A 24,179-nucleotide genomic window follows, 5' to 3' on the forward strand; every position below is an offset into this window, starting at 1 on the left:
GCGACGCACACGGGTGCTTCGGTCGAGGGGAGGCTCGGTCGCGTCGCGTTCCGCGGCCCGCTCGGCGTCTGTCGCGGTCACGGACACGATCGTAGGCCGTCCTAGCGCCGTGGTCTCGCGATCACCGCCGCGACACCGGCCACCACGAGCAGGACCCCGGCGGTCAGGCAGGCCCCGAGCAGGAGCGTCATCGGGTCGACGGTGAACCACGGCAGGGCGCTCACGGCCATCGCGGCGGCGAACACGAGGAGGACGACCCCCCAGAAGACCGTGCCGAAGCGGGGTGCACGGCGCGGGCGGCGAGCGGGTGCCGGGGCCCCGTCGAACGGGGTGCTCGAGGTGGTCGGGTCGACCGGTGTGGTCCGGTCGTCGGGGGTGGTCCGGTCGTCGGGGGTGGTCCGGTCGTCGGGGGTGGTCCGGTCGTCGGGGGTGGTCTCGTCGTTCGTCATCGTCTCGTTCCTCACTGGTCGACGGTCACGGCGCGCGGCACGTCGACGCCACCGCCGATGAGCCACACGTGCACGGTCGTGGTCTCGGCGGCGTCCGCCGATCGCGCTGCCCGGTTCTCGACGGTCGTCGTGCCGAGCGCGCCACCGAGGCTGTCGTCCGCGTCGTCGTCCGGACGGAGCTCGACGCCGTACCCGATGCCGCTCACCCGGACCCGGACGGGAGCGTCGGTCGGCAGCTGGACCTCGGCTCCCCCGGCTCCCAGCCAGAGGTTCACCGTCCCGCCGCCGTCGGCCTCGTCGAGCCCGCGGAGGTCCAGCGTCGGCCCACCGACCACCATCGCGTAGTTCCGCTCGGTGCCCGGCCGCACGTCGTCCACCCGCCAGGTGGTCCCGCCGACGACCGTGACCTGCGTGCCGGTCGGCAGCACCCCCGTCACGACGAGCGCGACGACCCCGATGGTCGAGAACAGCCCGAGACCACCGCTCTCCCGTCCGCGCACGCCGGCCACGACGGTCGCCACGGCCAGCACGGCGACCGCGGCCGCGATCCCGAGCACCGGCACGGGCAGGTCGGTCTGCTGCGCCCACACCGCGACGCCGGCTCCGACGACGAGGGCGAGGCCCAGGCTCACGGCGACGTACCCGGCACCGGGGAGCCGTTCGGCTCGCTCCGCGCGCCGTTCCGCCTGCCGCTGCCGTTCCGCGCGCATCCGCTCGGTGTGCTGACGGTGTCGGTCCGCCGCGGAGGTCGTGTCCCACTGCCAGGAGGCGCTGCTCGCCCCCGCCGCGGACCCACCGGGAGCGACGTGGTCGGGTCCACCCGCCGTCGTCTCGCCCGTCGCCGCCCACGGCGTCGGCGCGGGGTCGTCGGCACTCGTCCAGAAGTCGCGGCGCATGCCCGGCTCCGCCGGCTCACCGGCCGCAGCCGGCTCGCCGGCTGCCGGCTGCGAGCCCCGGCGCGCCAGGACCACCACGAGCCACACCGCGCACCCCACGAGGGCGATCGTCCACGCGGTCCCGAGCGTGGCCGAGAGCCAGCCCGGCATCCCCCACGCCACCGGGACACCCTGCCACCAGATGCCCTGGACGGCGGGGACGAAGGTCAGCACCACGAGGACGCCGATGGCGATGAGCGCCGGGTCGAGCACCCCGCGGACCATCCGCTCGACGTGGATGCGCCCGGACGAGTCCGGCAGCAGCGCCCACCCCGCCGCGTAGGCGAGGAACACCGGGCCGCCGAGGAGCGCCACGACGATCGCGACGCCCCGCACCACCAGGGGGTCGAGCCCGGTGCGCTCGGCGACGGCGCCGCACACGCCGGCGAGCCAGCGGTCGTCGGACCGGGTGACGTGGATGCCCCGGATCCAGTCGAAGAACCGTGTCGCCGACGCGGGGCCGCCGGTGTCCTGTTGTGTCATGGCCACCAGCATCGTGGCCGCCGACGGTCGGCACCATCGGGGTTCACCCTGATCGTCCCCTGATCCCCGCCCCCGAGCCCGCGGTCGGCGGACCCGGGGTGCCAGGATTGGCCCATGCCGACCGCCACGATGTCCCGCCCGGCCCTCCGGGTCGTCGGTGGCGTGTGCGGCGGGTTCGCTACCCACACCGGGCTGCCCGTCGGCGCGGTGCGGCTCGCGACCGCGGTGCTGGCGGTGTGCGGCGGGGCCGGTGTCCTGCTCTACGCCTGGCTCTGGGCGACGACGCCGAGCCAGGGTCCGGCGACGCCGACGTCCCTGCGGGCGGTGCTGACCCGTCCCGCAGCGGAGGCCGAGGCCGCGCCGGACGAGCACGCGCGCCGGGCGCCGGTCGTGGAGATCCTGCTCGGCATCGCCCTGCTGACGGCGGGCGGCGCGATGGTCGCCTCACGCCTGGGCGCCGACGTCCCGCTCGCGTTCATCGTGCCGGCGATCGTCGTCGCCACCGGAGCGGCACTCGCGTGGCGGCAACTCGACGCCCTCCGGAACGTCCGCGCCGCGGGGTCCTCCGCCCTCGTCGTCCGGGCCCTCGGCGCGCTCGTGCTCGTCGTGCTCGGCATCCTGCTGTTCTTCACCTCGAGCACGCACCCGAACGTCTGGACGGTCCTCACCGCCGCGACCGCGGTGCTGCTCGGCGTCGCCGTCGTGGTCGCGCCCTGGGTGGTCCGGCTCGTCCGCGACCTCGCCGAGGAGCGCGCCGCCCGTGTGCGGGACGTCGAGCGGGCCGAGATCGCGGCGCACCTGCACGACTCCGTCCTGCAGACCCTGGCGCTCATCCAGCAGCGGGCCGAGCCGGGCTCCGACGCCGCACGGCTCGCGCGGGCCCAGGAACGCGAACTCCGGTCGTGGCTGTTCGCCGAACAGGCCGAGCCGACCGCCGACCTCGGGGCCCAGCTCCGGGCGACCGCGGTCGAGATCGAGACCGAGTACCCGGCGCAGGTCGAGGTGATCGCGATCGGTCCGGCGCGCGCCGACCTGCCCGAGGGCATCGTCGCGGCCGCCCGCGAGGCGATGCTCAACGCCGCTCGGCACGCCGGCGGGACCGTCCGGGTGTACGCCGAGACCGCCCACGACCGCGTGGAGGTCACCATCGGCGACCGCGGGCCGGGCTTCGACCCCGCGGCCGTCCCGGAGGGCCGCTACGGCGTCCGCGAGTCGATCGTCGGCCGGATGCAGCGCATCGGTGGCACCGCGACGATCGCGCCGGGGCCGGGACGCACCGGCACCGAGGTCCGTCTGGTCCTCCCCCTGACCGCCCCCGACCGGCCGACCGAGGAGCACCCGTGACCGACGACCCCACCGCGCAGCCGCAGGCCGCACCGCTCACCGTCGCCATCGTGGACGACCACTCCATCTTCCGGGCCGGCGTGCGCGCCGGGCTGCCGCCGCGCCTCCTGGTCGTCGGTGAGGCCGCGACCGTCGACGAGGCCGTCGACCTCGTCGCCGCGACCCGACCGCGCGTCGTCCTGCTCGACGTCCACCTGCCCGGCGGTGCGGGCGGTGGTGGCGCCGAGGTGATCGCACGCGCCGCCCCGGGCCACCCGGACACCCGGTTCCTCGCGCTGAGCGTCTCGGACGCGGCGGACGACGTGGTGCGGGTGATCCGGGCGGGAGCGCGCGGGTACATCACCAAGAGCTCGTCGGAGGCCGACGTCGCCGAGGCGATCGACCGCGTGGCCGAGGGTGACGCGGTGTTCTCGCCGCGGCTGGCCGGTTTCGTGCTCGACGCGTTCGGCGCGGTGAGCGGCGAGACCGCGCAGGTCGACACGGAACTCGACCGCCTGTCCGCGCGCGAGCAAGAGGTGATGCGGCTCATCGCCCGCGGGTACGCCTACAAGGAGGTCGCCGCGGACCTGTTCATCTCGGTGAAGACCGTCGAGACGCACGTGTCGAAGGTCCTGCGGAAGCTGCAGCTGTCGAACCGGCACGAGCTCACGGCGTGGGCGCTCCAGCGGAAGCTCCTCTGAGCACTACTTCGAACTGATGCGCGTGTACTTGTTCACCGACCACGGCACGAACACCACCAGCATCACCGCGATCCCGATCAGCACCGTCACGATCGGGTGCTGCATCGTCCAGATGTCCGGAACCGGTGCCGAGCCGACGTTGCCGAACAGCTCGCGGGCGGCCTGCACGAGCGACGACACCGGGTTCCACTCCGCGAAGACCCGCAGCACGAGCGGCAGCGTGTCGCTCGGGACGAAGGCGTTGGAGATGAACGTCAACGGGAACAGGATCATGAACGAGGCGTTGTTGATCACCTCGGGCGTCTTGACGCTCATGCCCAGCAGCGCCATCACCCAGCTGAACGCGTAGCTGAAGAGCAGCAGCAGTGCGATGCCGGCGAGGAACTCGAGCGGCGACGAGTTCACCCGCCACCCGACCGCGAGCCCGGTGAGCATCATGATCGCCATCGAGATCCCGTTCAGCACCAGGTCGGAGTTCGTCCGGCCGACGAGCACCGCGGACGCCGACATCGGGAGCGTGCGGAACCGGTCGATCAGCCCTTCCTTGAGGTCCTGCGCCATCGCCGAGCCGGAGAACGTCGCGCCGAACACGACCGTCTGGGCGAAGATCCCCGCCATCAGGAACTGCGTGTAGTCGGTCCCCTGCACCTGGATCGCGCCGCCGTAGACCTGGCTGAAGAGCAGGACGAACATGATCGGCTGCAGCACCGCGAACACGAGCATGTCCGGCGACCGCTTGATCTTGATGAGGTTCCGCTTCGTGACCGTCCAGCCGTCCTCGAACCAGACCGCCGCGGGCGAGGTGACGACGACGGGCAGCTGCCGGCCGAGTGCCGTGGCCGGTGTGGTGGCGGTCATCGTGCCGCCTCCTTCTGCTTCGTGGCAGCCGGGTCGACCGCATCGTCGTCCGTCGCCGCGTGGCCGGTGAGCCGGAGGAACACGTCGTCGAGGGTGGGGCGTCGCATGCCGGCGTCGTGCAGCTCGATGCCGGCGTCACCGAGGTCGGCGAGCACCCGCTGGAGTGCCGAGGGTCCGGCCTCGACCGCGATGGCGTGGGTCCGGCCGTCGCCGGAGGCCTCGACCTCGCCGACGCCGTAGCGACGGAGGACGGTCGTGGCGGCGTCCGCATCGGCCTGGTCGACCAGCGTGACGACGACCCGGTGGCCGCCGACCTGGGCCTTGAGGTGGTCGGAGGTGCCCTCGGCAATGACGGTCCCACCGTCGATCACCGCGATGTCGTCGGCCAACTGGTCGGCTTCTTCGAGGTACTGCGTGGTGAGGAGCACCGTCGTGCCCTCGGCCACGAGCCCCTCGATGATGCCCCAGAGCGCGAGCCGGCTGCGCGGGTCGAGCCCGGTGGTCGGCTCGTCGAGGAACAGCACGCGGGGGTTCATCACGAGCGCGCCGGCGAGGTCGATCCGCCGCCGCATGCCGCCGGAGAAGCCCTTCACGGGGCGGTCCCCTGCTTCGGCCAGGTCGAAGACGTCGATGAGCTCGCGCGCCCGTTCCCGCGCCGTGCGACGACCGAGGTGGTAGAGCCGCCCGATCATCTCGAGGTTCTCGAACCCGGTCAGGTTCTCGTCGACCGCGGCGTACTGGCCGGAGACCCCGATGGACCGCCGGGTGGCCTGCGGGTCGGCGATGACGTCGATGCCGTCGATCGTCGCCGTGCCGCTGTCCGGCGTGATGAGCGTGGTCAGCACCTTCACCGTGGTGGTCTTGCCGGCACCGTTCGGCCCGAGCAGCGCCTTGACGGTGCCCTGCGGCACCACCAGGTCGAGCCCGGCCAGTGCGTGCACGGGACCGGACTTCGATCGGTACGTCTTGGTCAGCCCGGAGGCTTCGATGATGGCCATGTCGCTCCCTTGTCGAGCATGGAACATATCAGATGGTCGGTGCCGACCGTGACGCGCTACACGTCGAAGTCACCACCGAAGTCGCTGAAGCCACCGCCGAAGTCGGATCCGCTGTCGCCCCAGCCCGCACTCTCGAACCCGCCGCCGTCGGACGCGCCGCTGTCGGACGCGCCTCCGTCACCGGAGTCGGCACCAGTGTCCTCCGAACCACCGTCACCCGCAGCATCGGTACCGCCGTCGAACGATCCGGGGTCCGGCAGGAAGGCGCTCATGATGGCCGAACCGATCACGTAGCCGGCGACCGTCCCGAGGATCGAGGCGCCGATCATGCTGCCGAACGAAGGACCGGAGCGCTGCCCGGCACCGCCGAACATCCCGCCGCGACCGTTCCCGACACCGCCGAGCGAGCGCTCCATGAACCCGGGCTGCCGGATCTCCGAGCGCGTCGCGGCCTGGGCCAGGGAGCGCGGGTCGTCGCCGCGCGGGGCCTCGCCGGCCGGCGCAGACCGGGTGAACTCGTCGTAGACCATCCGGCGCTGCTCGTCCGTGAGCTTCGCGAAGGCCTCGGCGTGGACCTCCTCGATGCGCTCCGGCGGGGCCGTGCGGAGCAGGTAGCGGTAGCGCTCGACCGCACGCTCGTCGTCGGTCGACGCCTGCTGGCCACCGGTCGGGTCGCCGCCGCCCCACTGCGGCGTGCCGTACTGGCCGCCGGCCGCCGGCGCCCCCGTGGGCGCGGGCTGGTGGTAGGACTGCTGGCCGTAGCGGTACCCCTGCTGCTGCGGCTGCTGCGGCTGTCCCCACTGGTTCTGCTGCGCGGCGCCGTTCTGGTCGCGCTCCGGACGTCCGAGCAGGCGGTCGAGGAATCCCATGGTCGATGCTCCTTCGGGTGCGCCCCGCCGGCGGCGGAGCAGTGCGGCCCGCCGTGGAGCGGTGCCGTGGACTGCCACCCTAGGGAGCGCCGGCGACCACTGACTGAACGCCCGCACAGAGTCACCCGAGAGCCGGCGGTGCAGGATGGCATGCGTGACCGCGGACCTCGACGAACTCCGACGGCTCCGGCTCGCCCGCAGCCGGATGGACCGCGCCTACGCCGAACCCCTCGACGTCCCGTCGCTCGCCGCCGGCGCCTTCATGTCGCCCGCCCACTTCAGCCGCCGGTTCCGCGCCGCCTACGGCGAGACCCCGTACGCGTACCTTATGACCCGGCGCATCGAACGGGCACAGGCGCTCTTCCGGAGCACCGGGCTCAGCGTGACCGAGGTCTGCCTCGCCGTCGGCGCGACGAGCCTCGGATCGTTCTCGTCGCGCTTCACCGAGCTCGTCGGGATGACCCCGTCGCAGTACCGTGCCGCCGATCACGACGCCCTCGCCGGCGTGTGGAGCTGTCACGCCATGGTCGTCACCCGACCCGTTCGAGCAGGATCCGAGAAGCGCGGGGCGACCGGGCGGTCCTAGTCTCGCTGCCATGAGCATCCAGATCAGCGGCGTGCACGTGCTCGCCGACGACATCGACGCCGCCGTCGCCTTCTACGGCGACGTCCTCGGCTTCACCGTCCGAAACACCGTCGAGAACGGCGGGTTCCGGTGGGTGACCCTCGCGAGCGAGGACCACGCCGACCTCGAGCTGGTCCTGTCCGAGCCGCACGCCGGTCGGTCGCAGGAGGACGGCGACGCGATCGCCGCGCTCCTCGCCAAGGGCGGCCTCGCCATGCTGCAGCTCCGCGTGTCCGACCTCGACGCCACGTTCGACCGGATCACGGCGAGTCCCGACGCCGAGGTCCTGCAGGAGCCCACCGACCAGTTCTGGGGCGTCCGCGACGCGGCCGTCCGCGACCCCGCGGGCAACATGGTGCGGATCGCGCAGGCCTGACGGCCCGTCACGCGCCCACCTGTGGGCCGGGAGGCGCGGGTCGGGCCCGCACCGCGCCTCCAGGCCCACAGGGGTGACGCTCAGACGGCGGCGAGCGCCGCCGTCCACACGGCGTGCAGTTCGTCAGCCGCACCCGGGTGCGCCACCAGGAACGGCTCCCCCGCCGGCGGGAACCCGTCGACGGGGCCCTCCCGGGTGAGCACGACGCCGCCCGCCTCGTGCACGAGCAACACCGCAGCACCGTGGTCGATCGGGTCGAACGCCGACACGCACCCGCCGATCCCCCGCCCGGCCGCGACCTGCGCGATCGTGAGCGTGCCGGACCCCTGGATCCGCAGCGTGCACGAGCGGGCCGCGAGGGCGTCGAGGAACGCGCCGAACCCGGGCCACGGCCGGTGTCCGTCGAGCTCGGTGCCGACGACGGCGCCGGCGAGTGCTCGCGGGGCGTCGTCGAGGCGCAGCGTCCGGTCACGGAGGGTGGCGCCGCGACCGCTCCGGGCCTCGAGCACCTCACCGCGCCACGGATCGGCGACGACGCCGACGAGCGGACGACCGCCGCGGGTGAGACACAGCGACATCGAGGTCCACGGCACCCCGTTCGCGAGGTTCGTCGTGCCGTCGACCGGGTCGAGGTACCAGCGGTGCCGGTCACCGGGTGCCGCGCCGTACTCTTCGCCGGTGAACCCGTGGGTCGGGAACACCGTCCGGACGCGGGAACGGACGTGCTGTTCGACGAGTCGGTCGACGTCGGTGACGAGGTCGGCGGGGTGCGCCTTCGTGGTGACCTCGCCGACGGGGTGCTCACGGGTGAAGGCGATCACCTCGTGGGCGATCCGGTGCGCCAGTGCTTCGGCGCGTGAGGCCACCTCGGTCTCGGTCGGCTCGCGGTCGCGCTCGGGCCAGCCGTCGCGTTCCGCCTCGGCGAGCGCTGCTCGGACCGTCGCGACGTCGTTCGTGGTGATCGAGTCGACGCCCGACATAGCCGCCCACACGGCCGGCTCGGGGTCGTCCACGGTCCACACCGACACGACGAGGCCGAGGTCGTGCGCGGCCCGGACGGTGCGCGGCGTGAGGAACGCGACGTCGAGGTTCAGCGTCGAGGGCGCGAGCGGCGCGAGGTCCTCCGCGGTCGGCGCCTCGAGCGACCCCCACGCGAGCCAGACGTCGGCGTCCGGGAGGACCTCGCGGACCGCCGCCATCGCCTCGGGCGCGCCGCACCATGCGACGCCGGTGCTCCCCCGGTGCGCCGCGACGGTCCGCGCGGCGACGAGGGCGTCCTCCGGGTCGGTCAGGTCGACGAGCAGCGAGGTCCGGCAGCCGTCGAGCCGTTCGAGTGCGGCGTCGAGTCGCGGGATCCGATCGAGGCCGTTCCCGAGCCGGGCGACGTCGCACCAGTCCACGTCGCGGACGCGCCGGGCGTCGCCCCACATCCGGCCGAGGGTCTCGTCGTGGAGCAGCACGGCGACGCCGTCGGCGGTGCGGCGGACGTCGACCTCGATGGTGTCCGCACCGAGGGCCTCGGCGACGGCGATGGCCGGCAGGGTGTTCTCGCGCCGAACGCGCGGCGCGCCCCGGTGGGCGACGAGGCGTGGTGCGCGCACGGTGCGCCGGGCGTCCGGGGCTGCGTCGGTGGCGACCATCCGGCCCGTCGGTGCCTGCGCGGTCGACGTCATCCGCCGATCGTGCCGGACGCCGGCGAACCGGAGGTGACGTGCGCGTGAACGCGGCGTGCGGGTGGGCGGGCATCGCCGACTGCGAGAATGGGGTGTGACCGAACGCACCTGGGGCTGGCTCGCAGCCGTGATCGACGTCGTGCTCATCGTCCTGTTCGCCCTGATCGGGCGCTCCTCGCACGGTGAGGCGAACTCCGCACTCGCGCTGTGGACCACCGCGTACCCGTTCCTCGCCGGGTGGGCGATCGCCTACGTGACGAGCGGAGCGTGGGCGCGCCCGCTGCGCTTCTGGCCCACGGGTGTCGTCGTGTGGGTCCTCACGGTGTTCGTCGGGTTGGCGATCCGGGTGGCGACGGGCCAGGGCGACGTGGACGGCAACCCGCTACCGATCTCGTTCGTGATCGTCGCGACGATCGTGCTCGGGGTGTTCCTGCTCGGGTGGCGCGGGCTCGCTCGACTCGTCATCGGTGCCGTCGACCGACGCCGGCAGCGCGGGGCGGTGTCGGCCGAGCGCTGACCGTCAGGTGCGCCCGGCTCGACCGCACACCGGTCAGAACAGCCCGGCGCGCGGTGCCTCCGGCCCGTCGAACCCGCGGAACATGTCCGACACCAGGGCCTCGATCTGCGGCTCGACGAGTCGTTCGACCGCCTCGGCGATCCGCGGCCGGTGGTCGATGAGCGCCAGGCAGACCGCCGTGCCGGTGGAACGGGCGCACTCGTCGGAGAGGGCGATCTCGTGACGGAGCGCCGACTTCGCCTCGTCCGACAAGGGTTCGCGCGGCGCCTGCTCGTGCGCGCCCGTGCCGGTCAGCTCGCCGAGGGTGAAGAGGAACGGCTCCCCCGGTGACGGCTCGGGGTCGACGTCGAGGCCCTGGAACTCCGGCTGCAGGCCCTCGGTCGGCTGGTACCCGGCGTGACGCTTGCGTGCCGCGGCCCGCTCGAGTTCGCGCTGCAGCAGGGGCAGGTTCTTGGCGGTGTAGTCGTCGACGGCGTCCTCGATGATCGTCGAGATGCGCCCGATCAACGCATGCTGGACGGCGTGCGGCACGTCCGGTCCGAAGCCCGCGGCGGTGGCGATCGGCGAACCGGTGCACTTGCGGCAGATGCGTGTCCGGGGCCGCGCGGTGCCGATCTGCCAGCGGGGCAGCCAGCGCAGCCAGACCTCGACAGCGCTGCGCACGCGTCCGTCGATGCCGTCCATGCTCCAAGCGTAGGCCTGGAGGCGCGGATCACCCCCGGCATCCCGCGGAAGTCGACGAAACGGCCGGGTCGTCAGTCCTTCGGCTCGGTCACGAAGTCGATGAGCTCCTCGACACGACCGAGCAGCTGCGGCTCGAGGTCGGCGAAGGTGCGCACCTGCCCGAGGATCCGCTGCCAGGCCCGGGCGATGTCGGCCTGCTCGGCGGAGGGCCACCCGAGCGCCTGGCAGATGCCCTTCTTCCACTCGATCGAGCGCGGGATCGTCGGCCACGCCTGGAGTCCGACGCGGGCGGGCTTCACCGACTGCCAGACGTCGACGAACGGGTGCCCGACGACGAGCACGTGCGCACCCCACTTCCCCCGCATCACGGCGTCGGCGAAGCGGGACTCCTTCGAGCCCGGCACGAGGTGGTCCACGAGCACGCCGACACGACGGTCGCGTGAGGGCCGGAAGTCGTCGAGCACGTCGGCCAGGTTGTCGACGCCGGAGAGCTCCTCGACGACGACGCCCTCGACCCGGAGGTCGGCTCCCCAGACCTTCTCGACGAGTTCGGCGTCGTGCTTGCCCTCCACCATGATCCGGGAGGGCAGTGCCACCCGGGCGCGCTGCGACTCCACGGCGAACGATCCGGACGCGGTGCGGAGGCGACCGCCGTCGGACGCGTGCCGGACCGCCGGGGCCGAGCCGCGCCTCCCGACCGGCGGTGCAGCGGCGGCAGACCGCCCCACCGGCGCCTGCGGGCGGCCCAGCGTGACGAGCTCGCCCTCGAGCAGGAACTGCCCGGTGAAGGGGAACGACCGGGTGCGTCCCTTCCAGTCCTCGAGCTCCACGTTGCCGGCCTCGAGCCGCACCACGGCGCCGGCCCAGCCGGTCGCCGGGTCCTCGAGGACCATGTCCCGCTCGAGCGGCACCTGCCGCACCTTCTGCACCCCACGCGAGCGCCAGTCGCCCGAGAGCACGTCACTGCCGTACCGGTCGTCGTCCACCCGCACGAGGGTACTGTCGTCCCGGGCCCGGACGACGTCGACCGGCCGCACACCCCACCATCTCGACGGAAGGCACACCCTTGCGCGCTGCGATCATCCACGCCCCGAACGACATCCGTGTCGAGGACCGCGACCAGCCCGACCTCATCACGCCGAAGGACGTCGTGGTCAAGGTCGTCGCGGCGTGCGTGTGCGGGTCGGACCTCTGGCCGTACCGGGGCGTCACGCCGACGAAGCAGCCGCGTCCGATCGGCCACGAGCTCGTCGGCGAGGTCGTCGCGGTGGGCGACGCCGTCACGGACCTGCACGTCGGCGACTTCGTCATCTCCCCCTTCACCATGAACGACGGCACGTGCCAGGCCTGCCGCCACGGCATGACGACCGGCTGCGACCACCTGTCCGGCTTCGGCGGGAAGGACGCGTACGGCGACCCGGTCGGCGGCGCCCAGGCCGAGTACGTCCGCATCCCGGACGCCTCCGCGACCCTCGTCGCGGTGCCGGGCCCGGTCGACCCGGCGCTCGTCCCCTCGCTCCTCACCCTGTCGGACGTCTTCTCCACCGGGCACCACGCCGCGGTGTCCGCAGCCGTCGGCCAGGGCAAGACGGTCGTCGTGGTGGGCGACGGCGCCGTCGGGCTGTCCGCCGTCCTCGCCTCGAAGCGGCTCGGTGCCGAGCGGATCATCGCGATGAGCCGGCACGCCGACCGACAGGCGCTCGCGCGCGAGTTCGGCGCGACGGACGTCGTCGAGGCGCGTGGCGAGGAGGGCGTCGCGGCGATCCGCGAGCTGCTCGACGGCGACCTGGCCGACTGCGCGGTCGAGGCCGTCGGCACCGAGGAGAGCATGGACCAGGCACTGCACTCGGTCCGCCCGGGCGGCAACCTCGGCTTCGTCGGGGTCCCGCACGGGGTGCCGACGATCGGCACGCGGTACCTCTTCGACACGAACATCACCGTCGCGGGCGGCATGGCCCCGGCGCGCACGTACATCCCCGAGCTGCTCCCGGACGTGCTCTCGGGTGCGATCGAGCCGGGCCGCGTATTCGACCTCGAGCTCCCGCTCGACGAGGCGGCGGAGGCGTACCGCGCGATGGACGAGCGTCGCGCGATCAAGGTGCTCCTGCGTCCGTAGGGCCCGTTCCGTGCCGCGCGTTCCGCTCCGCACGTTTCGCGGAGCGGAACGCGTGTTTCGAATCGGTAAACAAACCTTTCAGTAAAGAAGGTTGTCCGTTACAGTCCTCGACATGACCACACGAGGACGCACCCCCGGCCAGCCCGGCCTCCTGCGTGTCCTCAACGACCGGGCCGCGCTCGAGCTCCTGCTCGACGACGGGCCGCTCACCCGCAACGAGATCGCCCAGCGCACCGGGCTCAGCAAGCCGACCGCGGCCGAGATCATCCGGCGGCTCGAGGCGGCGGCCCTCATCCGCGAAGCCGGCACCGCACCGCAGGCCGGTCGCCGGGGCCCGAGCGCGGTGGTGTACGAAGCGATCACCGACCGCGACCTCGGCGTGGCGGTCGACGTCCAGCTCGTGGACGTCCGGAGCACCGTGGTGGACGCCGCCGGACGCACCTTCCCGGTCGCGACCCACACGATGTCCCCGGCCGAGATGCGCGCGCCCGGTGCCGACATCGTCGCCGCCGCGATCTCCCGGGCGGCGGCGGCCGCGGGGGTCGACCCGGACCTCGTCACCGCGGTGGGCATCGGGGTCCAGGCGAGTGTCGACCACGCGACCGACACCCTCATCTTCACCGACGGCCTGCCCGGCTGGCCCCGTGACCGGGTCGCCGCGACGCTCTCCGCCGCACTCGGGGTCCGCGTCGTCATCGAGAACGACGCCAACCTCGCGGCGATCGCCGAACGGAACATGGGCGCCGGACGGACCCCCGGGTCGTTCGCGCTGTTCTGGATGGCCGAGGGCCTCGGCATGGCGCTCGACCTCGGCGGCCACCTGCACACCGGCGCGTCCGGTGCCGCCGGCGAGATCGGCTACCTCGGCGTGCCCGCAGACGCACGCTCCATCGACCCGACGGCCTCGATCGTCGCGGACCTCATCTCCGAGTCCGCGATCATCGCACTCGCCGCCGAACACGGGATCACGGCACCGGACGGCACCGCTGCCGACTGGCGCCAGGTGCTCCCGCAGCTGCCCGGGCTCCCCGAGCAGCACCCGTTCACCACCGCCCTCGGCGAGCGCGTCGGGCACAACGTGCTCCCCGCCCTCGCCGTCGCCGATCCCGAGACTGTCGTGCTGCACGGCCCGACCGGGATCGCGGGCGGACCCGCCCTGGCCGCCGCCGTGACCGCCTGGCTCCGGACCCGCACGCGCTGGTCCACCGCCGTCGTGGCCCCCGGCGTCCCCGACACCCCCGTCCTGCACGGTGCGCGGCACGTCCTCATCGACGTCGTCCGCACCGCGCTCGCGGACCGGCTCGAGCGCATCAGCGACGATGTGCCCGCACCGGACCCGGCCGAGCGCCCCTGACCAGCACCACCCCACCCGCACCACTCGAGGCACCATCACCCGGCCCTGTCCCAGGGCTCTTCGGCGCGCCCGGAAACGACGTCGCACGCCCGGATCCGTCCGGCGTGCGACACCGCGACCGCTCCGCGTCGGAGCGAGACCAGAGAGCGAGTACCGCAGTGTCCCTCCCCCAACCGAATGTCCCGCACCGCCGGACGTTCCGCCGCATCGTCACCGCCACGGCCGTCGCCGCCGTGGGCGCCCTCGTCGTCGCGGGCTGCAGCTCCGGCAGCAGCGCCGACTCGATCGAGAAGAGCGCACCGAAGGAGCTCAAGGGCACCGTGTCCCTGTGGCACTTCTTCACCGGGCGCGAAGCCGGCGTCGTGAAGAGCGCCGTCGCCGGCTTCGAGAAGGAGAACCCCGGCGTCACGGTCGACATCCACGCCGGCCAGGACGACGAGAAGCTGCAGAAGGCGATCTCGTCCGGCCAGAACATCGACGTGGGCCTGTCGTACTCGACCGCCATCGTGGGCAGCTTCTGCTCCTCGGGCGCCTTCCGCGACCTGTCGCCGTACATCAAGCGTGACGATGTCGACCTGTCGGACATCCCGAAGGCCGTGCAGTCGTACACGAAGTACAAGGGCACGCGCTGCACCCTGCCGGCCCTCGCCGACGTCAGTGCGCTGATGTACAACAAGCCGCTGCTCGCGAAGGCGGGCATCACGACCCCGCCGAAGACGCTCGACGAGCTCAAGGCCGATGCCCTGAAGCTCACCACGTACAACGCCGACGGGTCGATCAAGCAGCTCGGCTTCAACCCGCTCATCGACTTCTACGAGAACTCCCCCGAGCACTGGGCCCCGATGGTCGACGGCTCGTGGCTCGACGCGAAGGGCAACAGCGTGATCGGCACGTCCGACGCCTGGAAGAAGCTCATCACCTGGCAGAAGGGCTTCGTCGACGAGATCGGCTACGACAAGCTCAAGGCCTTCACCTCGGGGCTCGGCCAGGAGTTCGCCGCCGACAACGCGTTCCAGACCGGTCAGGTCGCGATGCAGATCGACGGCGAGTACCGGACCGCCTTCATCAAGGACCAGAAGCCGGACCTCGACTACGGCACCGCGCCGACCCCGGTGATGGACGGCCTCGGCAACTACGGATCGACCTACATCGCGGGCAACGTGGCGGGCATCGCGAAGGGGTCGAAGCACCCCGAACTGGCCTGGGCGCTGCTGAAGTACCTCTCCACGAACACCGACGCGCAGGTCACGATGGGCAACGGGCTCAAGAACATCCCGACGCTCACCTCGGCCCTCGAGTCGCCGAAGCTCGAGGTCGACGAGAACTACAAGACCTTCGTCGACGTCGCGGGCGACAAGGACACGATGACCTCGCCGGGCACCGCGGACGGCGCCGCCTACATCGGCACCTTCACGAAGTTCTGGCAGGCGTACCAGCAGAACGGCGGCGACCTCGACGCGAAGCTCAAGAAGCTCGACTCGGACATCGACAACGCCAACCAGCTGGCTGGTCCGTGACCATGACCGACGTCACCACCCCTGAGACCGGCAGCCTGGAGGCGCGGCCCACCCGCGCCTCCCGGCCGCCGGCCAGCGCCGGGTCGCGTTCGACGGCCCCCGGGAGCCGGCCACGTCGGCGCCGCTCCGCCGAGTCCCGCCGTCGCCTGGTCGCGCTGACGATGCTCGCCCCGGCCCTGGCGGGCCTCGTGATCTTCTTCGCGTACCCGCTCGTCGCGTCGATCTTCTACTCGTTCACGCGCTACAACCAGCTGCAGGAACCCGAGTTCGTCGGGCTGCTGAACTACCGGTTCCTCTTCACCCAGGACCCGCAGATCGGCCCCGCGGTCGTGAACACGCTGTGGTTCGTGGTCATCCTCGTGCCGGTCCGGATCGTCTGCGGGCTGCTCGTGGCGGGACTGCTCAGCCGCGCGAAGACGGCGACCGGGTTCTGGCGGACGCTGTTCTACCTGCCCGCCCTGGTGCCTCCCGTCGCGAGCGTCGTCGCGTTCGTCTTCCTGTTCAACCCCGGCACCGGCCCCGTGAACCAGATCCTGCGGGTGTTCGGCATCGACGGCCCGCTCTGGTTCAACGACCCCGCGTGGTCGAAGCCCTCGCTCGTGATCATGGGCGTCTGGGTGATGGGCGACATCATGATCATCTTCCTGGCGTCGCTCCTCGACGTGCCGCGCGACCTGTACGAGGCCGCGTCGCTCGACGGGGCGAACGGTGTCCAGCAGGTGCGGCACATCACGCTGCCGACGATCGCGCCGGTCATCGGGTTCGCCGCCGTCACAGGGGTGATCGCGGCCCTGCAGTACTTCACCGAGGCCGCCGTCGCGTCGGGCGTCGCCAGCGGCAAGGCCACGATCGGCGGAGGCACCGCGGCGCAGCTCGGCTACCCGGGCACCTCGCTGCTCACCTACACCGAGCTGCTCTACCAGCACGGGTTCGCGAACTTCCAGTTCGGCTACGCGTCCGCGATGGCCGTGGTGCTGTTCGTGGTCACCGCCGTGGTGCTCGTCCTCACGATGCGCCGCATCTCCGTCTTCAGACCCGAGGAGTCCTGATGACCGCCGTGTCCCAGTCCCCGCTCGCCCGGGCTCCCCGCGGTGCGGCGTCCGGCTCCGCCCGCGGTCCGCGCCGCAGCCTGCTGGTCTGGATCGCCGAGCACGCCGCACTCGTCGCGCTCGGCTTCCTGACCATCGCGCCGATCGTGTTCGTCATCCTGACGTCGCTGATGTCGAGCAACCAGGCACTCACCGCGTCGATCGTGCCGCGCCCGTTCGACTTCTCGAACTACGGCCGGGTGTTCACCGAACTGCCGCTCGTGCAGTGGTTCGGGAACTCGTCGATGTACGCCGTGCTCGCCACCGCGTTCATGCTCGTCAGCTCGGTCCCGGCGGCGTACGCGCTCGCCCAGATCAAGTTCCGTGGCGCGAACCTGATCTTCACCGTGATCATCGTCGCCATGCTCCTGCCCCCGCAGGTCACCGCGGTGCCGGTCTACGTGATGTGGTCCGAGTTGCACCTCACCGGCACGCTCTGGCCGCTCATCCTGCCGAACCTGCTCGGCGACGCGTTCAGCATCTTCCTGCTCCGTCAGTTCTTCATGACGATCCCGAAGGAGTACGGGGACGCCGCTCGCATGGACGGATGCAGCGAGTGGGGCGTGCTGTGGCGCGTGGTCGTCCCGATGGCCCGCCCGGGCATCGCGTCGGCGGCGATCTTCATGTTCTTCCACTCGTGGAACGACTACTACGGCCCGCTCCTGTACGCCTCCGAGAACCAGGCCGCCTGGCCGGTGGCGTACGGGTTGGCCACGTTCCGCGGCCAACACGGCACCGACTGGTCGATGACGATGGCGATGACCGTCGTCGTCATGGTGCCCGTCGTCATCATCTTCTTCTTCGCACAGAAGGCATTCGTCGAGGGCATCGCGCTCACCGGCGTGAAGGGATAGCACCACAGTGAAACTCGCAGTCATCGGTGGCGGATCCACCTACACCCCCGAACTCGTGGACGGCTTCGCCCGGCTCCGCGACCAGCTGCCCATCGACGAGCTGTGGCTCGTCGACCCCGATCCCGTCCGGCGCGAACTCGTCGGCGGTGTCGCGAAGCGGATGTTCGCCCACGCCGGCCACCCGGGCACGATCCACGTCACGGACGACGTCGTCGCCGGGGTCTCGGACGCCGACGCCGTCATGTTCCAGCTCCGGATCGGCGGGCAGGCCGCCCGGCACCAGGACGAGACCTGGCCGCACGAGGCCTGCTGCATCGGGCAGGAGACCACCGGGCCCGGCGGGTTCGCGAAGGCGCTCCGCACCGTGCCGGTCGTGCTCGAGTACGCGTCGCTCGTCAAGCGGTACGCCAAGCCGGACGCGTGGATCGTCGACTTCACGAACCCGGTGGGCATCGTCACCCGCGCACTGCTCGAAGCGGGGCACCGGGCCGTCGGGCTCTGCAACGTGGCGATCGGGTTCCAGCGGCGCTTCGCGAAGGAGTTCGACGTCGCTCCGTCGGCCGTCCGGCTCGACCACGTCGGTCTGAACCACCTGACGTGGGAGCGCGGCGTCCACGTGTCGGACGGCTCCGGTGAGCGCGACGTCCTGTCCGACCTGCTCCGTGCCGACACCGGTGCCCTCGACCGGATGGCGGAGAGCGTGCACATGCCGGCCGACCTCATCCGGCTGCAGCACGCCGTACCCTCGTACTACCTGCGCTACTTCTACAGCCACGACGTCGTGCTCGAGGAACAGCTGCACGCACCCACCCGTGCCGAGGCCGTCATGGAGACCGAGCGGGCCCTGCTCGCGAAGTACGCGGACGAGTCCGTCGTGACGAAGCCCGCCGAGCTCGAGCAACGGGGCGGCGCCTACTACTCCGAGGCGGCGATCGACGTGCTCTCCTCGATCCTCGGCGACCGCGGTGACGTGCAGGTCCTCAACGTGCGCAACGACGGCACGTTCCCGTTCCTCCCCGACGACCACGTGATCGAGGTCCCGGCCCGGGTCACCCGCGCGGCGATCACACCGTTGCCCGTCGCGCCACTCGACGCCGACATGGTCGGACTCGTGTCGCACGTCGCCGGGTACGAACGCCTCGCCCTCGACGCCGCCGTGCACGGAGGCCGCGACCGCGTGCTCCGCGCGATGTGGGCGCACCCGCTCGTCGGGCAGGTCGACAAGGCCGAACGGCTCACCGACCTGCTCCTGGCCGCGAACGCGGAGCACCTGCCGTGGACGCGATCGGAGCAGCTGACGTGGGCGGGCTGAACGGAGCCGGAGCGTCCGGGGGCGGCGTCGGCACCGCCCGAGCGACCCGTCCGCCCGCTCCCGTCCCGCCGGCGCCGAGCGACGTCGTCCTGGCCGTCGACGGTGGCGGCAGCAAGACGGACGTCGTCGCGATCGCACTCGACGGTTCGATCGTCGGGCACGCACGGGGCCCCGGCTCGAACCCGCAGACCCGCGGGTGGGACGTCGCCGGGCCGATCCTCGACGACGTCCGGGCGCGGGTCGTCGGCGACCTCGGCGACCGTCGGATCCGGACGACGCACGTGTACCTGGCCGGGCTCGACCTGCACGACGAACTCGTCGCGGCAACCGAGGCGCTCGCGCACTGGGAGGCCGACGGCGGCGCGCCGCACGTCCTCGACAACGACCTGTTCGCACTGCTGCGGGCGGGGACGCTGTCGCCGGACGCCGCCGCGGTCGTCTGCGGCACGGGCATCAACGCGCTCGCGGTCCGGGCCGACGGAACCACCGCCCGGTTCCCTGCCATCGGTGACGTCTCCGGCGACTGGGGCGGCGGCGCGTACCTCGGCAACCGTGCGCTGTGGCACGCAGCCCGCGCCGACGACGGTCGCGGACCGGCGACGGCCCTGGTCACGGCCGTCCCGGCGGCACTGGGTCTCCGCAGCGTCCGCGAGGTGACCGAGGCCATCCACTTCGGCCGCCTCGACCAGCGGGTGTTCAACCGGCTGTGCCCGGTGCTGTTCGAGGTCGCCGGCGCGGGTGACGCCGTGGCCGCCGGCGTCGTCGCGCGGCAGGCCGAGGAGATCGTCCTGCTCGCCGCGGTCGCGCTCGAGCGTCTCGGTCTGGGTGGCTCGGCCGCGAGCCCGGTGCCCGTGGTCCTCGGCGGCGGGGTGCTCGCGGCACGGGATCCCCTGCTCGTCGAGGGCGTCGTCGACGGCCTCGCTGCCCGGGTGCCCGGAGCGGTGCCGACGTGGGTGACCGATCCTCCCGTGCTCGGGGCGGGGTTGGCGGCGCTGGAGTCCGTCGGGGCCGACGACGCCGCGCTCGACCGCTACCGGCAGGCCGTGCGCTCCCGCGCCTTCGCGAGCACCACGGCGCTGATCCGCTGACGCGGCGCGCGCCCGCGCCCGCGCACGCGCCCGCGAAAGCGACAGTGTGCCGCACGACGATCGCGGCACACTGTCGCTTCAGCGGCAGCATCATCGCGCGGACCCTGTGCGCTGTCGCTTCCGCGGCACGACCCACACCGCGCCTGGAACGCACCCACGCACGGACGGGAGGCGCGGTGCCAGCCCGCACCGCGCCTCCCGTCCGACCGTGCTCGCGCCCATCCCGTGGTCGCGCGTCCCGAGACTCGGCCGGGCGGACGAGATGCGGGCCGCCGCGCCGCGAAACTGTCCGCCGAGCCGAGACTCGGCGAGACCGCCGCCGCGCGCCCCGCCGCGCGCGCGCCGCGCTACGCGCGCGCCAGCAGCCCCAGCATGTCGACCACCCGGTTCGAGAACCCCCACTCGTTGTCGTACCAGGCGACCACCTTCACGTGCCGCCCCTCGTCGACACGGGTGAGCAGCGAGTCGAACACGCTCGACTCCGGCCGCCCCGTGATGTCCGTCGACACGAGCGGGTCCGCCGTGAACGCCAGCACGCCCGCGAGCGGCCCGGCGGCGGCAGCACGGTAGGCCTCGTTGACCTCCTCGACGGTGACGGAACGCGACACCACGGTGTTCAGCTCGACGATCGACCCCACCGGCACCGGCACCCGGATCGCGTCACCCGACAGCTTGCCGTCGAGCCGCGGCAGCACGAGCCCGATGGCCTTGGCAGCCCCGGTCGACGTCGGCACGATGTTCACCCCGGCGGCGCGCGCCCGACGCAGGTCGCGGTGCGGACCGTCCTGCAGGTTCTGCTCCTGCGTGTAGGCGTGCACGGTCGTCATGAACCCGTGCTCGATACCCGCGAGGTCGTCGAGCACCGACGCCAGCGGCGCGAGCGCGTTCGTCGTGCACGAGGCGTTCGATACGACGGTGTGCACCGCCGGGTCGTACACGTCGGAGTTCACGCCGTACGCGATGGTGGCGTCCGCGCCGGTGGCGGGCGCGCTGATGAGGACGCGGCGGGCTCCCGCGGTCAGGTGTCCCGCCGCTGCGTCGCGCGCGGTGAACCGGCCGGTCGACTCGAGCACGACCTCGACGCCGAGGTCGCCCCACGGGAGCTCCGACGGCTCACGCGACGCGAGGACGCGGATGCGCCGTCCGTCGATGACGAGGGTGTCCCCGTCGACCTCGACGGTCCCGGCGAACGGGCCGAGCGCGGAGTCGTACCGGAACAGGTGGGCGAGCGTCTCGGGTGCGGTGAGGTCGTTGACGGCGACGACGTCGAGGTCGTCGCCTCCCCGGGCGAGGAGCGCGCGGAGGGTGTTGCGGCCGATGCGGCCGAAGCCGTTGATCGCGATGCGGGTCATGTGGACTTCCTTTCGTTCCGCGGTCCATGCTCACGGCCCGGGAGGCGCGGCTCCAGTGGCTGGGAAGCCAGCGTTCGAAAGGATGTCGCCACCACCGCGGCGACGCGGTCAGTCCTGGAAGGTCCGCCGGTACTCGGTCGGCGAGGTCCCGAGGATCCGACGGAAGTGCGTCCGCAGGTTGGCGTCCGACCCGAGCCCCGCCCGCTCGGCGACCTGGTCGACGGCGAGGTCCGAGCGCTCGAGCAGCTCCCGTGCGAGGTCGACCCGAGCCCGGAGCACCCACTGCATCGGCGTGTACCCGGTGTCCTCGACGAAGCGCCGCGAGAACGTCCGCGGCGAGACCGTCGCGTTCCGGGCGAGGACCTCGAGCGTCAGCGGGTCGGCGAGGTGCCGGAGCGCCCACTCCCGCGTCTCGGCGAAGACGTCTCCGAGGGGCTCGGGCATGCTCCGCGGGACGTACTGTGCCTGCCCGCCGCTCCGGTACGGGGCACTCACGAGCCGCCGTGCGACGTGGTTCGACAGCCCGACCCCGTGGTCCTGCCGGACGATGTGCAGGCACAGGTCGATCCCGCTCGCCGCTCCCGCGCTCGTCAGGACCGACCCGGCGTCGACGAACAGCACGTCCTCGTCCACGTCGACCTCGGGGTACCGGTCGCGGAGCACCCGCGTGTAGTGCCAGTGCGTGGTCGCACGGCGGCCGTCGAGCAGTCCTGCGGCGGCCAGGGCGAACGCCCCGGTGGAGATCGCCGCGATCCGGGCGCCCCGATCGTGCGCCTGCCCGAGCGCCGTCACCACGTCGGCGGGCGGTGGCGTGTCCGCGGGGAACCGGTACCCGGGCACGAAGACCGTCTCGGCCCACTCGAGGGCGTCCAGCCCGTGGTCGACCGCGTACGCGAGGCCGTCTCCCCCGGCGATGCGTCCCACGCGGGGGCCGCACACCCGGACCTCGTACGGCATGCTCGGGCGGTTCGAGAAGACCTGCGCCGGGATCCCGACGTCGAGCGGCTTCGCCCCGTCGAGCACGAGGACCGCGACGCGGTGCAGGTGAGGCGTGGCCATGCAGCGACGCTAGCGCCCTCCGGGGACGTCAGGCGTCGCGGATCGCGAGGACCCGGTGCGGTGCCGCCCGCTCCGCCCGCCACCCGGAGGGCAGGACGTCCTGGAGTTCCGGCAGCGTGAAGCTCCGCCGGATCGAGCGCAACCCGTCGACCCGCACGAAGGTGCCGGCCGCGACCAGCGTCGAACCGACCGCGTACGCCCGGTAGGCCGAGCGCGACCGCCGGATGTCCGAGTGCAGGCTGCGGCTCGTCGCCAGCTGCTCGGAGTCCGCGAGGAACCCGCGCCGCTCCTCGTCGCCGAGGTGGTGCAGCACGTGGTTCGACACGACGACGTCGAACCGCTCCCCCGCGGCGATGAGCTCGGCGCTCGACTGCTGCCGGAAGGTGACACCGCGCGGGGTGGACCGGGTCGCCGCGTCGATCGCCCGCGCGTCCGGGTCGGCCCCGACGACCTCGACGTCGAACCCGTCGGCGGCAGCCCACCGGACGAGCGCCCGCGCGAGGTCGCCGCCGCCGCACCCGAGGTCGAGCACGCGTCCCCGCCCGTTCGCGGGGAGTGCCGGCGCGACGTGCGTCCGCCACGCGGAGCGCCAGCCGCTCACGAGTGCGTTCACCACGGCGAAGCGTCGGAACGTCCGCGCGAGCGCGCGCGGGTCGCAGTCCGGGTCGTCCATGAGTTCGTGGAGGTCCAGTGCGCGCGTGGTCAGGTCGACGGCCGGGAGGCGCGGGTCGATCCCCTCGGTGCGGCTCACGAGACGCCCGTGGTCGCCGTCTCGACCGCGTGGTCGCGGGTCGCTGCCGTCGCCGCCTTGGCCGGTTCGTCCTGCTCGCGGGTCGGGATCGACGGTCGCGTGCTGCCGACGGCGGTCAGTCGGGCGGCCTCGACCGTCAGGCCCGGCCCGAACGCGAGCGCGATGACGGGGGCACCGTCGTCGATGCCGTCGTCGAGCACCTGGCGGAGCACGAAGAGCACGGTGGCACTCGAGACGTTCCCGTGGTCGCGCAGGACGGCACGGCTCGCCGAGAGGGCGGCGTCCGGCAGCCCGAGGGCGACCTGCGTCCGGTCGAGGATCGCGCGACCGCCCGGGTGCACGGCCCAGGTCGGAACGTCGACGGCAGCGGAGCCCACGGCGGACAGCAGCGGTGCGACGGCCTCGGCGACCGTGGCACCGACGAGCTTCGGGACGGCCGTGCTGAGCACCATCTCGAAGCCCTCGTCGCCGATGTTCCACGCCATCTCGGACGCACCCTCGGGCACGACCGTCGTCGCGAAGTCGTCCAGGCGGAGTCCGGCACCCTCGGCGGTGACCACGGCGGCCGCCGCACCGTCCCCGAAGACGCTGTTGGCGACGATCTGGTCCGGGTCGTCGCCCGCCCGGACGTGCAGCGTGCAGAGCTCGGCGCAGACGACGAGCACCACGGCGGACGGCACGGACTCGGCGAACGCCGCAGCGATGCGGAGCGCCGGGAACGCCGCGCAGCACCCCATGAACCCGATGTGCTGGCGGAAGACCGTGCGCGGGATGCCGAGTTCGGTGACGACGTCGAGGTCGGGGCCGGGCTGGGTGAACCCGGTGCACGAGACGGTCACCACGTGGGTGATCGACTCGGGTGTCACACCCGCGCGGTCCACGGCGTCGCGGGCGGCCGCCACGAACAGGGCCGGGGCGAGCTCGCGGTACCGGTCGTTCCGGGTGCCGGTCGACGGGGACCGCAGCACGCCGTGGTCGTCGCGGAAGGCGCCGGACGGCCGCGTGCTGTCGAGTTCCGCGAGCACCGTGTGCCGGTGCTCGACGGCGGAGGCGTCGAACGCGGCGGGGACGAGCCGCCTGCCGAGCCGGCCCAGGTCGGGCTGCGACGCGAAGAGGTCGCGCACCGCAGCCTGCTCGAGTGTCGTCTCGGGGACGGCGGTACCGATGGCGCGGATCGTTGCGGACACGACTCATCCT

24 protein-coding genes are annotated in these 24,179 nt (G+C 72.7%); 12 read left to right on the forward strand and 12 right to left on the reverse strand.

The annotated features are described in order from the left end of the window. Nucleotides 1-101 precede the first annotated feature (101 nt). Nucleotides 102-449, reverse strand: a complete 348-nt coding sequence (locus tag BJK06_RS18955) for a hypothetical protein (protein WP_070416641.1) — start codon at nt 447-449, stop codon at nt 102-104. 11 nt (nt 450-460) lie between these two features. Continuing rightward, a complete protein-coding gene (locus BJK06_RS02985) occupies nt 461-1,867 on the reverse strand; it encodes a PspC domain-containing protein (RefSeq protein WP_181015135.1) in 1,407 nt (468 codons plus the stop codon). A 114-nt stretch (nt 1,868-1,981) separates the two neighbouring features. Here BJK06_RS02985 and BJK06_RS02990 point away from each other — a divergent pair, with 114 nt between their 5' ends. Then, entirely contained in the window at nt 1,982-3,211 is a 1,230-nt protein-coding gene (locus BJK06_RS02990; protein WP_070416643.1) for an ATP-binding protein, read from the forward strand. After that, nucleotides 3,208-3,891, forward strand: a complete 684-nt coding sequence (locus BJK06_RS02995; protein ID WP_070416644.1) for a response regulator transcription factor — start codon at nt 3,208-3,210, stop codon at nt 3,889-3,891. Before BJK06_RS02990 ends, BJK06_RS02995 begins: the two co-directional genes overlap by 4 nt. A 3-nt stretch (nt 3,892-3,894) precedes the next feature. On the opposite strand, the gene BJK06_RS03000 is transcribed toward BJK06_RS02995, so the two are convergent. The 3 genes from BJK06_RS03000 to BJK06_RS03010 are packed head-to-tail and all read right to left on the reverse strand — an operon-like array spanning nt 3,895 to nt 6,616. Beyond that, complete coding sequence (locus BJK06_RS03000; protein WP_070416645.1) at nt 3,895-4,749, reverse strand: ABC transporter permease; 855 nt, start codon at nt 4,747-4,749, stop codon at nt 3,895-3,897. Further along, nucleotides 4,746-5,747, reverse strand: a complete 1,002-nt coding sequence (locus BJK06_RS03005; protein ID WP_070416646.1) for an ATP-binding cassette domain-containing protein — start codon at nt 5,745-5,747, stop codon at nt 4,746-4,748. Before BJK06_RS03005 ends, BJK06_RS03000 begins: the two co-directional genes overlap by 4 nt. 56 nt (nt 5,748-5,803) lie before the next feature. Further along, nucleotides 5,804-6,616 (reverse strand): hypothetical protein, encoded by an 813-nt coding sequence (locus BJK06_RS03010; RefSeq protein WP_083295011.1) that lies wholly within the window; start codon nt 6,614-6,616, stop codon nt 5,804-5,806. Nucleotides 6,617-6,821: 205 nt separating this feature from the next. Between BJK06_RS03010 and BJK06_RS03015 the strand changes: the two genes are divergently transcribed. After that, nucleotides 6,822-7,202 (forward strand): helix-turn-helix transcriptional regulator, encoded by a 381-nt coding sequence (locus tag BJK06_RS03015; protein WP_258027738.1) that lies wholly within the window; start codon nt 6,822-6,824, stop codon nt 7,200-7,202. 10 nt (nt 7,203-7,212) lie between these two features. Further along, nucleotides 7,213-7,617, forward strand: a complete 405-nt coding sequence (locus BJK06_RS03020) for a VOC family protein (protein ID WP_070416648.1) — start codon at nt 7,213-7,215, stop codon at nt 7,615-7,617. 80 nt (nt 7,618-7,697) lie between these two features. Here the strand turns inward: BJK06_RS03020 and BJK06_RS18090 are convergent, their stop codons facing one another. Further along, a complete protein-coding gene (locus BJK06_RS18090; RefSeq protein WP_181015136.1) occupies nt 7,698-9,290 on the reverse strand; it encodes an inositol monophosphatase family protein in 1,593 nt (530 codons plus the stop codon). Nucleotides 9,291-9,384: 94 nt separating this feature from the next. On the opposite strand from BJK06_RS18090, the gene BJK06_RS03030 reads away from it, so the two are divergent. Further along, complete coding sequence (locus BJK06_RS03030; protein ID WP_070416649.1) at nt 9,385-9,807, forward strand: DUF3054 domain-containing protein; 423 nt, start codon at nt 9,385-9,387, stop codon at nt 9,805-9,807. Nucleotides 9,808-9,840: 33 nt separating this feature from the next. On the opposite strand, the gene BJK06_RS03035 is transcribed toward BJK06_RS03030, so the two are convergent. Together BJK06_RS03035 and BJK06_RS03040 are read right to left on the reverse strand one after the other, a co-directional pair. Continuing rightward, entirely contained in the window at nt 9,841-10,491 is a 651-nt protein-coding gene (locus BJK06_RS03035) for a spermidine/putrescine ABC transporter substrate-binding protein (protein ID WP_070416650.1), read from the reverse strand. A 71-nt stretch (nt 10,492-10,562) separates the two neighbouring features. Further along, nucleotides 10,563-11,477, reverse strand: a complete 915-nt coding sequence (locus tag BJK06_RS03040; protein WP_070419164.1) for a DUF3097 domain-containing protein — start codon at nt 11,475-11,477, stop codon at nt 10,563-10,565. An 80-nt stretch (nt 11,478-11,557) separates the two neighbouring features. On the opposite strand from BJK06_RS03040, the gene BJK06_RS03045 reads away from it, so the two are divergent. From BJK06_RS03045 to BJK06_RS03075, 7 genes are all read left to right on the forward strand, one after another. Next, nucleotides 11,558-12,607, forward strand: a complete 1,050-nt coding sequence (locus BJK06_RS03045) for a zinc-binding dehydrogenase (RefSeq protein WP_070416651.1) — start codon at nt 11,558-11,560, stop codon at nt 12,605-12,607. Between the two features lie 112 nt (nt 12,608-12,719). Further along, nucleotides 12,720-13,961, forward strand: a complete 1,242-nt coding sequence (locus BJK06_RS03050; RefSeq protein ID WP_070416652.1) for an ROK family transcriptional regulator — start codon at nt 12,720-12,722, stop codon at nt 13,959-13,961. Nucleotides 13,962-14,119: 158 nt separating this feature from the next. After that, complete coding sequence (locus BJK06_RS03055; RefSeq protein ID WP_083295013.1) at nt 14,120-15,478, forward strand: extracellular solute-binding protein; 1,359 nt, start codon at nt 14,120-14,122, stop codon at nt 15,476-15,478. Nucleotides 15,479-15,480: 2 nt separating this feature from the next. After that, nucleotides 15,481-16,527, forward strand: a complete 1,047-nt coding sequence (locus BJK06_RS03060) for a carbohydrate ABC transporter permease (protein WP_217637349.1) — start codon at nt 15,481-15,483, stop codon at nt 16,525-16,527. Further along, on the forward strand, nt 16,527-17,420 hold the full coding sequence (locus BJK06_RS03065) for a carbohydrate ABC transporter permease (RefSeq protein WP_070416653.1): 894 nt from the start codon (nt 16,527-16,529) through the stop codon (nt 17,418-17,420). Before BJK06_RS03060 ends, BJK06_RS03065 begins: the two co-directional genes overlap by 1 nt. Nucleotides 17,421-17,427: 7 nt before the next feature. Beyond that, the gene (locus tag BJK06_RS03070) at nt 17,428-18,732 is read left to right on the forward strand and encodes a 6-phospho-beta-glucosidase (RefSeq protein ID WP_070416654.1); all 1,305 of its coding nucleotides are present in this window, start codon (nt 17,428-17,430) and stop codon (nt 18,730-18,732) included. Then, nucleotides 18,720-19,820, forward strand: coding sequence for an N-acetylglucosamine kinase (locus BJK06_RS03075; protein WP_258027686.1), 1,101 nt, complete (start codon nt 18,720-18,722; stop codon nt 19,818-19,820). Before BJK06_RS03070 ends, BJK06_RS03075 begins: the two co-directional genes overlap by 13 nt. A gap of 347 nt (nt 19,821-20,167) precedes the next feature. Here BJK06_RS03075 and gap read toward each other — a convergent pair whose 3' ends face one another. From gap to BJK06_RS03095, 4 genes are all read right to left on the reverse strand, one after another. Then, nucleotides 20,168-21,172, reverse strand: a complete 1,005-nt coding sequence (gene gap / locus BJK06_RS03080) for a type I glyceraldehyde-3-phosphate dehydrogenase (RefSeq protein ID WP_070416655.1) — start codon at nt 21,170-21,172, stop codon at nt 20,168-20,170. 108 nt (nt 21,173-21,280) lie between these two features. After that, nucleotides 21,281-22,231 (reverse strand): GlxA family transcriptional regulator, encoded by a 951-nt coding sequence (locus tag BJK06_RS03085; RefSeq protein ID WP_070416656.1) that lies wholly within the window; start codon nt 22,229-22,231, stop codon nt 21,281-21,283. A 28-nt stretch (nt 22,232-22,259) separates the two neighbouring features. After that, a complete protein-coding gene (locus BJK06_RS03090) occupies nt 22,260-22,982 on the reverse strand; it encodes a methyltransferase domain-containing protein (protein WP_083295014.1) in 723 nt (240 codons plus the stop codon). Then, nucleotides 22,979-24,169: a type III polyketide synthase gene (locus BJK06_RS03095; protein ID WP_070416657.1), complete on the reverse strand. Its 1,191-nt coding sequence runs from the start codon at nt 24,167-24,169 to the stop codon at nt 22,979-22,981. Before BJK06_RS03095 ends, BJK06_RS03090 begins: the two co-directional genes overlap by 4 nt. Nucleotides 24,170-24,179 lie beyond the last annotated feature (10 nt).

The organism is Curtobacterium sp. BH-2-1-1 (genome assembly GCF_001806325.1).
In the GTDB taxonomy this organism is placed as follows: Bacteria; Actinomycetota; Actinomycetes; order Actinomycetales; family Microbacteriaceae; genus Curtobacterium.

Bases quoted from the DNA above. Each gene is read 5' to 3' on its own strand.
- BJK06_RS03000 (WP_070416645.1), bottom strand. From the start codon at position 4,749: ATGACCGCCACCACACCGGCCACGGCACTCGGCCGGCAGCTGCCCGTC.
- BJK06_RS03010 (WP_083295011.1), bottom strand. From the start codon at position 6,616: ATGGGATTCCTCGACCGCCTGCTCGGACGTCCGGAGCGCGACCAGAAC.
- BJK06_RS03050 (WP_070416652.1), top strand. From the start codon at position 12,720: ATGACCACACGAGGACGCACCCCCGGCCAGCCCGGCCTCCTGCGTGTC.
- BJK06_RS02985 (WP_181015135.1), bottom strand. From the start codon at position 1,867: ATGACACAACAGGACACCGGCGGCCCCGCGTCGGCGACACGGTTCTTC.
- BJK06_RS18090 (WP_181015136.1), bottom strand. From the start codon at position 9,290: ATGACGTCGACCGCGCAGGCACCGACGGGCCGGATGGTCGCCACCGAC.
- BJK06_RS03085 (WP_070416656.1), bottom strand. From the start codon at position 22,231: ATGGCCACGCCTCACCTGCACCGCGTCGCGGTCCTCGTGCTCGACGGG.
- BJK06_RS02990 (WP_070416643.1), top strand. From the start codon at position 1,982: ATGCCGACCGCCACGATGTCCCGCCCGGCCCTCCGGGTCGTCGGTGGC.
- BJK06_RS03005 (WP_070416646.1), bottom strand. From the start codon at position 5,747: ATGGCCATCATCGAAGCCTCCGGGCTGACCAAGACGTACCGATCGAAG.
- BJK06_RS03060 (WP_217637349.1), top strand. From the start codon at position 15,481: ATGACCGACGTCACCACCCCTGAGACCGGCAGCCTGGAGGCGCGGCCC.
- gap (WP_070416655.1), bottom strand. From the start codon at position 21,172: ATGACCCGCATCGCGATCAACGGCTTCGGCCGCATCGGCCGCAACACC.
- BJK06_RS03035 (WP_070416650.1), bottom strand. From the start codon at position 10,491: ATGGACGGCATCGACGGACGCGTGCGCAGCGCTGTCGAGGTCTGGCTG.
- BJK06_RS03015 (WP_258027738.1), top strand. From the start codon at position 6,822: ATGGACCGCGCCTACGCCGAACCCCTCGACGTCCCGTCGCTCGCCGCC.
- BJK06_RS18955 (WP_070416641.1), bottom strand. From the start codon at position 449: ATGACGAACGACGAGACCACCCCCGACGACCGGACCACCCCCGACGAC.
- BJK06_RS03065 (WP_070416653.1), top strand. From the start codon at position 16,527: ATGACCGCCGTGTCCCAGTCCCCGCTCGCCCGGGCTCCCCGCGGTGCG.
- BJK06_RS03020 (WP_070416648.1), top strand. From the start codon at position 7,213: ATGAGCATCCAGATCAGCGGCGTGCACGTGCTCGCCGACGACATCGAC.